11 protein-coding genes are annotated in these 12,004 nt (G+C 36.2%); 2 read left to right on the forward strand and 9 right to left on the reverse strand.

Translation table 11 applies throughout. The annotated features are described in order from the left end of the window. Window positions 1-5 precede the first annotated feature (5 nt). Together IGL42_RS10415 and spxA are read right to left on the reverse strand one after the other, a co-directional pair. Entirely contained in the window at window positions 6-668 is a 663-nt protein-coding gene (locus tag IGL42_RS10415) for an adaptor protein MecA (protein ID WP_002356478.1), read from the reverse strand. 342 nt (window positions 669-1,010) lie between these two features. After that, window positions 1,011-1,409 carry a transcriptional regulator SpxA gene (spxA, locus tag IGL42_RS10420; RefSeq protein ID WP_002356477.1) on the reverse strand — a complete coding sequence of 133 codons (399 nt, stop codon included), beginning with the start codon at window positions 1,407-1,409 and terminating at the stop codon, window positions 1,011-1,013. 359 nt (window positions 1,410-1,768) lie between these two features. Here spxA and trpS point away from each other — a divergent pair, with 359 nt between their 5' ends. After that, window positions 1,769-2,779: a tryptophan--tRNA ligase gene (gene trpS, locus IGL42_RS10425; protein ID WP_002356476.1), complete on the forward strand. Its 1,011-nt coding sequence runs from the start codon at window positions 1,769-1,771 to the stop codon at window positions 2,777-2,779. Window positions 2,780-2,821: 42 nt separating this feature from the next. Here the strand turns inward: trpS and IGL42_RS10430 are convergent, their stop codons facing one another. Next, window positions 2,822-4,537 (reverse strand): ABC transporter ATP-binding protein, encoded by a 1,716-nt coding sequence (locus IGL42_RS10430; protein WP_002394119.1) that lies wholly within the window; start codon window positions 4,535-4,537, stop codon window positions 2,822-2,824. Between the two features lie 327 nt (window positions 4,538-4,864). Between IGL42_RS10430 and IGL42_RS10435 the strand changes: the two genes are divergently transcribed. Then, window positions 4,865-5,578 carry an HAD family hydrolase gene (locus IGL42_RS10435; protein ID WP_002356474.1) on the forward strand — a complete coding sequence of 238 codons (714 nt, stop codon included), beginning with the start codon at window positions 4,865-4,867 and terminating at the stop codon, window positions 5,576-5,578. A 37-nt stretch (window positions 5,579-5,615) separates the two neighbouring features. Here IGL42_RS10435 and elrE read toward each other — a convergent pair whose 3' ends face one another. From elrE to elrR, 6 genes are all read right to left on the reverse strand, one after another. Beyond that, window positions 5,616-6,641: a transmembrane protein ElrE gene (gene elrE, locus IGL42_RS10440; protein WP_104842584.1), complete on the reverse strand. Its 1,026-nt coding sequence runs from the start codon at window positions 6,639-6,641 to the stop codon at window positions 5,616-5,618. A 74-nt stretch (window positions 6,642-6,715) separates the two neighbouring features. After that, window positions 6,716-7,492 carry a WxL domain-containing protein ElrD gene (gene elrD, locus IGL42_RS10445; protein ID WP_002362542.1) on the reverse strand — a complete coding sequence of 259 codons (777 nt, stop codon included), beginning with the start codon at window positions 7,490-7,492 and terminating at the stop codon, window positions 6,716-6,718. 39 nt (window positions 7,493-7,531) lie between these two features. Beyond that, the gene (gene elrC, locus IGL42_RS10450) at window positions 7,532-8,314 is read right to left on the reverse strand and encodes a WxL domain-containing protein ElrC (RefSeq protein WP_104842583.1); all 783 of its coding nucleotides are present in this window, start codon (window positions 8,312-8,314) and stop codon (window positions 7,532-7,534) included. 1 nt (window position 8,315) lies between these two features. Beyond that, the gene (gene elrB / locus IGL42_RS10455; protein ID WP_002356469.1) at window positions 8,316-8,684 is read right to left on the reverse strand and encodes an LPXTG anchor domain-containing protein ElrB; all 369 of its coding nucleotides are present in this window, start codon (window positions 8,682-8,684) and stop codon (window positions 8,316-8,318) included. A 3-nt stretch (window positions 8,685-8,687) separates the two neighbouring features. Next, window positions 8,688-10,859 carry an enterococcal leucine-rich protein ElrA gene (gene elrA, locus IGL42_RS10460; protein ID WP_010711244.1) on the reverse strand — a complete coding sequence of 724 codons (2,172 nt, stop codon included), beginning with the start codon at window positions 10,857-10,859 and terminating at the stop codon, window positions 8,688-8,690. Between the two features lie 189 nt (window positions 10,860-11,048). After that, the gene (gene elrR / locus IGL42_RS10465) at window positions 11,049-11,954 is read right to left on the reverse strand and encodes an Rgg family transcriptional regulator ElrR (protein WP_002384093.1); all 906 of its coding nucleotides are present in this window, start codon (window positions 11,952-11,954) and stop codon (window positions 11,049-11,051) included. Window positions 11,955-12,004: the final 50 nt, after the last annotated feature.

The following is a 12,004-nucleotide window of genomic DNA, read 5'->3' on the forward strand; positions in this document are numbered from 1 at the left end:
TTTGCTTAATCATTAAAGTAATAACGTGTTAATTCCAACGCACTGCGTTCCATAATACAAGTGCCATATTCGACTAAAGTATCCTGAGTGACAGTTGTTTTATGAGCAAATTCTAAAATCTGTGCAATTTCATTGTCAACATTTGTTTTTTCTAATTCATCGGTTAAGAACAAAACTTGTAAGTAATAACGATCGTTGTACGTGTATAAGTTAGTCAAAACAGATTGCATGAAGACTTCTTTGGATAATTGGATCATCGCTTCAAAATTATCTAATTCAAAGATTACATTTCTGTTTGTTTCATCTGTGGCTTCCATCTCATCAAGTTCATCGGCGGCTGCTTTGTCTGCTTCAATTTGTTTGCGAATTAATTCGCTAACATCTGCATTGACTTCGCTCAGACCTTCTAAGGAAGACAAGTCGTCCATAGCGACATTTTTACTAATAAACAGTTCTAAGCCATCATTTTTAGGCAAGACTTGGAAAGTGACTGCTTCACTACCTTGGAATTCATCTTCGACATCAACTTCTTCTAAAATACTATAAAAGAAATTTTCAACATCTTTGTGGTTTCCTAGTAAGTCAAGAAAAGTAATCCCTCTATCCGCCAGGTCTTCGTTGCCAATTAACACACGAATCGTATTTTCATTAATATGTTCCATTTCCATAGCGCTACACCTCTCTTTGCTTCAATCAGGAAACTTCTTACGTTCATTGTAGCGAAAACTACACAAAAGTAAAGTGGAAAGTCTATAAATCCTCGAAAACTAGCGAACGTTTTATAAACTTTGAACTTTTTTAACGATTGGTTTTTCGCTCCTTCTACCTCTTCATCTTAACGCAGTCTCTCCAAAAAAGATACTATTTTTCCTTGACCACGTTCTGCCAAATCAAATGAATACAAGTTCTAAATATGTATTAAAAAGCCAGAGATAAAAATCCCTGGCCCTAAATTCATATGAATCGTTCTTTATTACAATTAACAAATAAAGAACAAAATTTTATATTTTTTATAAACCTGCCATTAATTGTGCTTGGCGCAATTCCAGTTGTCGAACATCTCTTGGTAAGAATCGGCGAATTTCATCTTCGTTAAACCCGACTTGTAATCTTTTCTCATCAATCATAATTGGCCGACGCAACAATCCAGGGTTTTCTTGAACCAACTCTAATAGATCTTGAAGTGGAAGCTCGTCCAAATCCATATTTAATTTTTGGAAAACTTTAGAGCGAGTAGAGATAATCTCTTCTGTTCCATCTTCTGTCATGATTAAAATTGCTTTTAATTCCTCAATATTTAAAGGTTCAGAAAAAATATTTCTTTCTTTAAAAGGAATTTCGTGCTCTTGCAACCAGGCTCTAGCCTTACGACATGACGTGCAACTTGGGGAAGTATAAAGTGTCAACATTGTGCATCACTCCTTTTCGCGAATCATCGCGTTTCTGAAACAGGGAACTGTACTGTTCCTCTATTTAAAACCAGTATACCTAATTTCTAATAAAAATACTAGGGGTTTTTAAACATTTTTTATTAACTTTGTTTATTTTTCCTTCATTACATCCGTGTAAAATTAGGGTTAATTTTTATGAAATTTTATGGATATTCGTTATAATTCTGTAAAAAAGTAATACAGTTTTCTATTTTCATGGTTGCTGTTATAATTTACTTCTCTTGGTGATTTTTCAAGAAGTTCCCATGTATTTTTTTCTAATAAAATGTATAATAGAACTATTCACTATCTTAAGTCTAAAGTCAGGTGGTTATTTAATGAAAACAATTTTTTCTGGTATTCAGCCCAGTGGTACTCCGACAATCGGAAATTACATTGGTGCAATGAAACAATTTATCGAATTACAAAATGAATACAATTGTTATTTTTGTATTGTGGATGAACATGCCATTACCGTTCCCCAAGAACCGCAAAAGCTACGCCAGCAAATTCGTAGCTTAGCAGCTCTTTACCTAGCGGTTGGTTTAGACCCACAAAAAGCAACAATTTTCATACAGTCTGAAGTGAGTGCCCATGCAGAAGCTGGTTGGATCATTCAGTGCAATACTTCTATTGGTGAGTTAGAGCGAATGACACAATTTAAAGATAAATCTCAAAAAAATGGTCGTGCTGGCGTAAGCGCTGGTCTTTTAACATACCCTCCATTAATGGTTGGTGATATCGTGTTGTACAACGCTGACTTAGTGCCAGTCGGAGATGATCAAAAACAACACTTAGAATTAACACGTGATTTTGTGGAACGCTTCAACAAACGTTACGCCCAAAAAAATCAAGAAATTTTAACGATGCCTGAAGTAAAAATCGCTGAGCAAGGTAGTCGAATTATGAGCTTACAAGAACCAACGAAAAAGATGAGTAAGTCTGATACAAATGTGAAGGGCTTTATTTCAATGCTTGATGAGCCAGCAGTGATTCGCAAAAAAATCCGCTCTGCCGTAACTGATTCAACTGGTGTAATTGAATATAATAAAGAAGAAAAGCCTGGCATTACTAACTTACTAAATATTTATTCTGCTGCGACAGGTCAAACTGTTGAGGAACTTGTTCAAGCATACGAAGGCAAAGGCTATGGAGACTTCAAAGCAGATTTAGCAGAAGCAGTAGTTGCCTTATTAGAACCTATTCAAGTGCGCTACCAAGAGCTTCTAGCTTCAGAAGAATTAGATATGATTTTAGATGAGGGCGCAGAAAACGCTCGCCTGGTAGCCAACAAAACACTTCAACGAATGAAAAATGCTGTTGGTTTGGGAAGAAAAGTTCGGCGCTAACTAAACATAATAAAAACCCGCGAAGTTTTATTCGCGGGTTTTTTATGTTCTAAATTGAGCATCGTACAGCCGACGATAGTGACCTCTTTGCGCGTACAAAGTTTCATGTGTTCCATCTTCTAAAATTCCTTGGTCACTCACTACGATTATTCGATCAGCATGTTTAATCGTTGCCAGTCTGTGGGCAATAATTAATGTTGTTCGCCCGTCAGCTAACGAGTTTAATGACTCTTGAATCACTTGCTCTGTTTCTGTATCTAATGCAGAAGTCGCTTCATCTAGAATTAAAATCGGCGGGTTCTTCAAGAACATTCGCGCAATTGCCACTCGCTGCTTTTGACCGCCCGATAATTTCACGCCACGTTCGCCAATAATTGTGTCTAAGCCATCTGGCATTAGCTGAATTACATGTTCTAAATGTGCTAATTTCACCGCTTGTTGAATGTCTATTTCTGTAGCATTTAAATTCCCATAAGCAATATTTTCTCGTAATGTTCCAGGGAATAAAAACACATCTTGTTGAACAATTCCAATCTGCTTACGTAATGAAGCCAAGGTCATTTGCTGGATATTTCTACCGTCAATCGTAATTTCACCACTACTGACTTCATAAAAACGAGGCAACAGATTGCACAAGGTCGTTTTTCCTGAACCACTTTGTCCAACGAAAGCAACGGTTTCACCAGGTTGAATTTTTAAATTGATATGGTCTAAAACTTTTGTGCCATCTTCATAAGCAAATGAAACATCTTTATAGGCAATCGTTCCTTCTAAATGTGAAACAGCAACAGCTCCTGGCAAATCTTTGATGGACGGTTGTTTGTCCATTTCTTCCGTAAAACGTTTAAAACCAGCAAATCCTTTGGGATAGCTTTCAATCATATTGTTGACTTTTTCAATCGGCCGAATAAAAATATTGGCTAATAAAATAAATCCTACAAACTGACCTTCTGTAATTTCTCCTTTAATTGTATAATACGCACCAAAAATTAATGAAAATAAATTTATCAGACGAATTAATAAGTAATTATAGGCGGAACTGACACCCATCACCTTATAAAAATATAATTTCGATTTTCGATACATTTGATTTAAATAATTAAACTGTTTTCGTTCAAACGGTTCATTTGCAAAAGATTGCGTGACACGTATCCCACTTACTGACGCTTCAATCCCAGCATTAAATTCACCTAAATTATCGTAAATATCCGTATTCGCTTTTGTCATTTTTTTATTAAAATAGCCTAGCGCAATCGTGATAAATGGCAATAAAATAAACGTAGCGATGGCTAATTTCACGTGAATGGTTAACATTAATAAAAAAGAACCTGCTAACGTCATAATCGTAATAAAGACGTCTTCTGGACCATGATGCGCCACTTCCGAAATTTCAAAAAGATCAGTGGTCAAACGGCTCATTAATTTCCCTGTTTTTTGATTATCATAATACTCAAACGGTTGTGTTTGCAGATGTTGATATAATTCTTCACGCATATCTGTTTCAATATTCACGCCTAACATATGACCAAAATAAACCACAATAAATTGTAAAAACGTATTGATTATATAAAATGCAAATAAGCCCGCACTAGCTAATGCAATGAGGCGAAAATCTCCTTTTGGCATAATCTTATCAATTACTTGGTTGACTGCTACTGGAAAAGCCAACTCTAACAGCCCCGCAAAAACGGCACACCCAAAATCCAAAATAAATAATCGACGATAAGGTCGATAATACCCAAAAAAACGCTTTAACATAACTCCCTAACTCTCCCCCTTCATTCTCATTCATTATACGGAAAAAGACTGTCTCTTGCAAAATTCTAACTTATATCAGAACACGTGTTATTTAAGTAACTTTGACTCAAAATCATTTTCACAAACTTTTCATTATCAGAATATTTTTTCATTTATCGTTTCCATTTTTTCGGTAAAAATAACTATAATTGTCTTTTCCCGCAAGGCTTTGATTTCTGCGAAAAACCTTGAAATACAGTGAAAAATACTCTATTTATTTGTGAAAATATCAGCTACAATATAACATATGAAAAGTTTTGTAAAAAAGTTAAGAGGTGCACTTGTTAAATGAGAACCATTGTTTTTGATGTTGATGACACGCTGTACGATCAGCAACAACCCTTTCGAAATGCGATGACTAAAATTTTCCCAAACGTTGCGACAGAGGATATGCATGAATTGTATCTTCGTTTTAGACACCACAGCGATGAAACGTTTCCGAAAGTTTTAGCCAATGAATGGTCCCTAGATTTCATGCGGTTTTTCCGGATGAATGAAACATTAAAGGATCTAAACTATCCAGGAATTTCACAAGAAGAAGGAAAAATTTTCCAACAAGTTTATGAAGAAGAATTGGATAATATTACGATGCATCCAGAAGTTACTAAGCTTCTTGATACTTTACAAGAGAAAGAAATTCCGATGGGGATTATTACAAATGGTCCAACAGACCATCAATTTAAAAAAGTTAAACAATTGAATCTTGAAAAATGGGTTCCAAGCCAAAATATCATTATTTCTCAAAGTACGGGTTTTCAAAAACCTGAAAAGGAAATTTTTGATTTAGCCTGTAATCAATTTTGTATGGAACCTGAACATACTTTATATGTTGGTGATAGTTATGACAATGATATTGTAGGCGCACGTAATGGTGGCTGGCATTCTCTTTGGTTTAACCACCGCTCTCGTGAACTACCAAGTTGCCAACCTGCATCACACCTTGCAGAAGTCACTTGTTTCACCGAACTTTGTCCGACTGTGGAGAAATTATTTAATCTTTAAAAAAAAGCCGCTCTTCAAATTGAAGAACGGCTTTTTTTTATTTATTTTTTTGTTTTTTCAGACGTAAAATGATGAACAGGAAGATCATCAGTAAAAGGAGCAATAAACCGATTAAGAGATAAATAAGTTTAGATTCCGTTTTTTTGACGGTTACATCTTTCTCATTAAATGTTTTTGCTTCCTCTTTTGAGATTGTAAATTCTTTCGTAAATTGCCATTTTTTTCCTGAGCCTTCCACAGTCATTGCCAATACATACGTTCCAGCTTCCATTTCATTTTCTTCATAAGGAATAGGGAAATTAAAAATTGAATTGGGCGCCATTTGCATATCTTCTTGTTCTTTCTCTAAAATAACGTTATTTGTTTTCTTATTTTTAACATTTGCCGTTACTTTCATTGATTGAAGATAGGCTGCTTCATGATTTAACAGTGTTGCAGAAATAACACTGCGCGCATTTCTTTGCGTCGGTTCAACTTTCTCTAAAGACAATTCTGGTTGTACAACTGTTTCATTTTCTCGAAGTAAAACAGCTACTGTATAGGCATAGCGATTTTCAATTGCTAGGCCGTTTGTATTTGCTTTTTGCTTGTCTTTCGTTTCATCGACTTTTTCACTAAACGTGATCCCGCCCGCTAGTTTCCCTGAAAACTCTTCTTTAGGCATCTTCACTCGCAATTCAACTACTTTTTCACTTTTAGCAGGCAATTCAACACTCTCACCGCCGTCTTTCAGTTGAATGATTTCTGATAAATCTGCTGGTGCAGATTTATCTAATGCTGTCAACGACTCACCATATTCAATCACTCCGTTGCTGTTTGTTGTGGCCGACTTCACACTAACATCAATCACTAAATTTTCATCTGTACTATTGGCCGCTCGAACTTTCAAAATTTGTTCTTGGTCTGGTTTCATCATTAAATCAAAATATGTTTTTGTTTTATCTATTTGGTTTTCTGGAATTTCTGTTTCAACACTAAATCGTAATTCTGCTGCTGAGGTTTCAATGCCAAAAGCAAAGAAATAAAAACTTAGGATCATCAGAATAAAATATCTATTTTTCATTTCGCTCTACACTCCATTTCTATGTAAAGGAGAAAGGCTGAGTTCCCCTCTTCCTTTCTCCAAAAAGGTTCTTTTTATACTGGCGTATTAGCTAATGTCCAAGTAATTGTTGTTTTGTAGGCATCGTTTAATTTAACTGATTTACCTGGCACTTTTAATTGAACATCTTTCATTACTTGACGGCCGTCAACTTCAGCAATTGAACTAGCATTGCCGTATAAGTATGACCATTTCCCAGCACCTTGATCTGTTGCGGCTACCATCACGTTATGACTTTCACCCACTGTACCAAAAGTTACGCTCGCTAAACTTGTTGGTGCAGCGCTTTGTCCTGCTGTCACAGCTGAAGCATTTTGAAAGACAATTTCAGTTCCTTCAAGCGTCTGACCTTTTGTAGCAGAAGTAAATGCAGAATTTTGTTTTGCAGATAAAGTCCAGCCTTCTAAAGTTCCACGATTATCTGTAATTTGAGCAAATAATGGACCCGTTTTTTCAACATTATTTTTATCTTTTAAAACTTGTGCTGATGCAAAATAGATTTCATCTTTTGTGCTGATTATATTTTCACCAAAGTTTAAACTTGAAGCATAGTCCAAGGTTAAGGGGCCTGTAGAACCTTCATCAACTGGTTTGTCAGGATTTACTGGGTCGATAGGTGTCACAGGATCTTTGCCGTCTTTGTCTTCTGGATCCACTACAGGATTTTTGCTGTTAGGATCTTTTTCATCTGGTGCTTTAAATTTTACAATAGCATCTGTGTCGCGATTAGCCACTTCCTCTGCTTGAACTGGTAGTGTGCCTACCGCGATGGTTGCTAAAATTAAGCTGCTTGCGATGGTCATTTTTTTCATGTTAGTGCTCCTTCTCTTCTATTGTTATAGTTTCAATAATTATACGCTTGGTAAATCAGCGATTGTCCATGTTAAAACAGTTTTGTATTGAACAGCATCTTTTGGTGTTGCTCCTGGTACAGTTAATGTGATCGCTGTATTTTTATCTACGCTTTCACCGTCAACTTCCACTTTTTCAATCCCACCAAACGCACTAAGCCAAGTTCCAGAACCTTGACCTTCAGCGGCAGACATCACATTTGATGAATCGCCAGCTACTAAAGTTACTTCATGCGCAGTTGGTGTGACTGCTTTGGAATTAGACACTGCTTTGTTTTGACTTAATTTAATTTCTGAACCGTCTAAAACTTTATTTAATGTTTCTTTTGTCGCTGTTAATTGTGTTTCTTGTTTAACTGTTAAGGCCCAACCGGCATTCGTTCCGCGTTTGTCGGAAATTTGTATATAATTTGGTTTAGGATTAGTCAAATCAGGACCAGAACCGTCTGCCAAGAAAAAGTATTGTGGATTTGCATAATATTTTTCATCTTTATTTGAAATTTTATTTTTGCCAAAGTCTAAACTAGAAGCATAATCGATACTTAGTGGACCAGTTGTTCCTTCATTTGGCTTATTGCCTGTGTCTGGTGTCGTTGGGTCAAAGGGTTCAACAGGTTTTTCGGTATCTGGATTCACTGGATCGACTGGTTTGTTGATAGAGGTATCCGGCGTAAATTCTACGATGGCATTTGATTCATAGTTTTTTTCTTCTGCATTCACTTCTGGTGCAATAGCCACGCCTAAAGTGATAGCGGGGATTGTTGATAAGATAATTTTTTTCATTTTATTGTTCCTTCTTTCTTTTTTTTAAAATAAAACTAGCCATAAAGATGACTATTATTCCGAGATAATTAAACATTTGTTGCTGTTTAGTACCAGTTCGAGGTAAGAAGCCTGAGCCTTTTTGATCAACCGTTTTACTTGTTGAATGCTTCAATGATTCTCCACTCACTGCTGGTATTGCTTCCGACTGCTTGGGGAAACGCTGTGGTATCTTACCATCTGGTTTTTCTTTGTTGGCTGGTGGTTCATACTCGCCATAAAAAGAAACTTCTGCATTTGTCGGATAGGCATTTGTTTCAGCAAATACATCAACTGATGAAATCAATCCTAATAGCAATACACCGCTAACTATTTTTTTGATAAGACTCACCCCCTATTTTGCACTGCCATCAGGTACGTCCATCAAGTGCCAAGTTAGTTTTGCTTCGTATTCTTCTGCTTTGGCCGTCCCTCCAGGAACAGATAATAACAACTCTTGGTCATTTTCTTTCCATTGATCAGAAATATTTGTTTCTTGATGTCCATTGACTTGGTTGTGAACAAGAATCGATTGGCCTTCTGGAATGTCCTGTAAGCGATGGTTGGTTCTAAATTTTAAAATATTCGGCAACGTAGCACCTGATTCAGATTTGAAATCAGAAGTAACGGTTAGTGCAAGCGACCAATTATTCCCTGTTTGACGAGTATCCCGTATCACTAATGGTTGATCCATGGAAACAATTGGATATTGGGTCGTGCTACTAGCGATTTGCAGCTCATTCCCAAAGGAAATCGCTGTGGGTACCGTTTTGAACCTGACAGAGCCAACCACAGTGACTGTTAGCGCTAATTCATCAATCTTGTAGCCTTTATCATAGACTTCCACGACCAACTGCTGTTTTCCATAAGTTAGTTCTGGTAATAACAAGGCTTTTTCCTTAAATGTTTTAGAATTAGTGGTTGTTTCATCTGCTAATTTCTGGATTTCTTGGCCCTCTTTTTTGACAATAAATTGTAATCTATTCCCAGCATCGACATCTTGCCAATAAAAAGGCAGGGCTGTTTTTTGAAAGTCATCAATATCGATTGTTTTTTCCATCGACTTTTCTATACGCTCTTTTGACCAAGATAGTTTCGTTTCACTTAAGAAAACTTCTTTGACAGGTTGGACGACTGTTCCAGAAAAGTTCCCTAAGTATGCTTTATCTGTTGATTCCCAGATATAAGAAACGCCTTCATGAGCTTTGGGTAAATTCCATTCAAACAGTCCTTTTGTGGCATCGTAACTTCCATAAGGGCTAATCGTCAGCGGTGGAAATAGTTGACCATCACGAGATACCACCTTATTTTTTAATTGCAGTGGTTTCCCAGCAATATAATCGACAGAAGATAAGATAATCATTTGATTAGATACATCTAGCCCTGTAATGGCCGTTAAGCCTTTTAACGGACTGATATCTGAAATTTGATTTTCTCCCATATCTAAAACTGTTAGATTGAGTGTTTTCTCTAACGGTGCCAAGGAAGAAATTTGATTGTTTCTTGCATACAGTACACGCAGATTAGGAACAGTGCTTAAAGCTTCCAGACTAGCAATCGTTTGATTCATAATACTCAACTCTTCTAGACGTGGCTTATTCGCCAAGGGCGCAATTGTTTTTAATTGATTATTTTCCACATAAAGACGGAGTAGGTTATTTGCTTCCGTAAGCCCATCTAAAGTAGCAATCTGATTATTGGCAGCCCAAATGGTTTCTAAATTACGAAGAGAACGAAGCGGGTCGAAGGAAGTCACTCGATTATTCGGCGTGATTTTTGACGGATGATCTGTCGTATTTTGGATACTTAAATTTTTTAAAGCAGCCATTCCTTCAAGTCCATTTAATGTCGTTAATTGATTGTTCTCAACATACAAGCCTTCTAAACTAATCAATCCTGCTTGACCTAACGGACTAAGATCAGCTATTTTATTATTTCTCATATATAAAAAACGTAATAGCTTAAATTCACCTTTAGCAAAAGGACTCAAATCTGTTACATTGAGTGAATCTTGAAAAGATAATTCTTCTAAGTTTCTTAGGTATTGAACTCCTTCCACATTAGAAACAACGACATTTTCTAAAATAACTTTATTCAGTTTATCCAATTCTGCTTGGGTGACAGTATTAGAGGTCCGAGATTTGCTTAACTGTTTTCTGATATTTTCCGCAAAGGCTGGATCAGGAAATAGTGTACTGATAGGCGTCGCTTTATCTAAGACAGCACCTGCGTATAATTGGGGCATCATCAGTTGTGCTTCCGTTATCGCTAGTGCTTCATTTGGCGGCTCTTCACTTGTTTCAACAGTCGTTAACTCTTCTGATTGGGGAATCTCCGAACTACTGGTTGCTGAATTTTGCTCTTCTGCCGATGAAGTTTCTGGAATCTTTTCTTCTGAAACAGATGAAACATTTTCTTCACTGGAGGATGCGATTGTTTCGGTCGTTTCGGCGAAAGTTGTTACAGGAAGTAGCAAACTATTAGCCAAAAGTAAGGCACTAACTGCGGAGATGCACATTTTTTTCATAAACTTCACCTCCTGATATTTTCTTAATTATAGTGAATATCAACTGAAAATGGGTTCAATTACGACAAACTGTCCAAATTAATTTGTATAGACAAGACAAAGAGCGCCAAATAGGGTTTTCTACCCCTATTTGGCGCTCTTTGTCGCTAAACACAACCAGAATGTATTATGACAAATTCTCAATTATGCCTAGTTTTCTTTTATTTCTTTTAAACTATCCTCTATTTTTTCCAATTGCCCAGCAAAAAATTCTTGTTTGGCTTTTGGTAAAAACAATGTGATAGATAAGAGGATCTGTTCTTTAAAGATTGACCAATCTGCGAATATTTCTTCATTGGTTAAAATCATTTCTATTTTTTCTGCTATTTTTTTCCAGAGGATCATTCGCCAGTTATTTTCACCCACTTCATATTCTTTAAACATGCTTAATACATGAAGAATATGGGGAACATTTTGGCTGACAATCGCCGCAAATAAAAAATCAATAATTACTTGCTCGATAATTTCTAGTGAGCGAATATCAATAATTTCCCGCTCATTGACAGATTGTAGTACACGAAAAAGTAACGAAGTTGGAAACGGCTGCAAGCCAACGTTTTTTTGTAATGCTAAAAATTTCAAATTAAAAATAGTATACACATCGGCATTAATTAATCGTTCCAGAATCTGATTTTCTAATGCAATAATTTCCTCTTTTGTCACAACCGTTTGAGGGTTAAAAAGATATTCCAACGCCAACATCGAATACATTACTTCTTGCTTTCCTAAAGCAAAAGACGATTTATCATAATACGCTCGATAATCTGCAACGATTCGACTACTTTCTTGAAAATTTTTACTAAAGATTGCTTGATTAAACTGCTCCTTAGCTAAAACTGTTTTGGACATTGGCGTTAATTTTTCTGTCATTTCCATCGGCGAAATAGACAAGATTTCGACAATAATAGCTAAATCCGAAATACGTAATTCACTATTTCCTTGGACAAAGCGTTGATAACTTCGACTAGAAACACCATTTTCATCAAAGACACGCAGAGGAATATTTTTCCCTTTACGAATCCGTTCAATTTCTTCACCTAGCGGCCGATATTCCATATATTCTTTTTGTTTCAAACGAATTACTCCATTTCTCTTTAAATAAGATA

Origin of the sequence: Enterococcus sp. DIV0712 (assembly GCF_050554855.1) — a bacterium.
Classification (GTDB): domain Bacteria; phylum Bacillota; class Bacilli; order Lactobacillales; family Enterococcaceae; genus Enterococcus; species Enterococcus faecalis.

Excerpts from the sequence above, each read along its gene's own strand:
- trpS (WP_002356476.1), top strand. The coding sequence starts at position 1,769 with ATGAAAACAATTTTTTCTGGTATTCAGCCCAGTGGTACTCCGACAATC.
- elrA (WP_010711244.1), bottom strand. The coding sequence starts at position 10,859 with ATGAAAAAAATGTGCATCTCCGCAGTTAGTGCCTTACTTTTGGCTAAT.
- IGL42_RS10430 (WP_002394119.1), bottom strand. The coding sequence starts at position 4,537 with ATGTTAAAGCGTTTTTTTGGGTATTATCGACCTTATCGTCGATTATTT.
- elrR (WP_002384093.1), bottom strand. The coding sequence starts at position 11,954 with ATGGAATATCGGCCGCTAGGTGAAGAAATTGAACGGATTCGTAAAGGG.
- elrD (WP_002362542.1), bottom strand. The coding sequence starts at position 7,492 with ATGAAAAAAATGACCATCGCAAGCAGCTTAATTTTAGCAACCATCGCG.
- spxA (WP_002356477.1), bottom strand. The coding sequence starts at position 1,409 with ATGTTGACACTTTATACTTCCCCAAGTTGCACGTCATGTCGTAAGGCT.
- IGL42_RS10435 (WP_002356474.1), top strand. The coding sequence starts at position 4,865 with ATGAGAACCATTGTTTTTGATGTTGATGACACGCTGTACGATCAGCAA.
- elrE (WP_104842584.1), bottom strand. The coding sequence starts at position 6,641 with ATGAAAAATAGATATTTTATTCTGATGATCCTAAGTTTTTATTTCTTT.
- elrC (WP_104842583.1), bottom strand. The coding sequence starts at position 8,314 with ATGAAAAAAATTATCTTATCAACAATCCCCGCTATCACTTTAGGCGTG.
- IGL42_RS10415 (WP_002356478.1), bottom strand. The coding sequence starts at position 668 with ATGGAAATGGAACATATTAATGAAAATACGATTCGTGTGTTAATTGGC.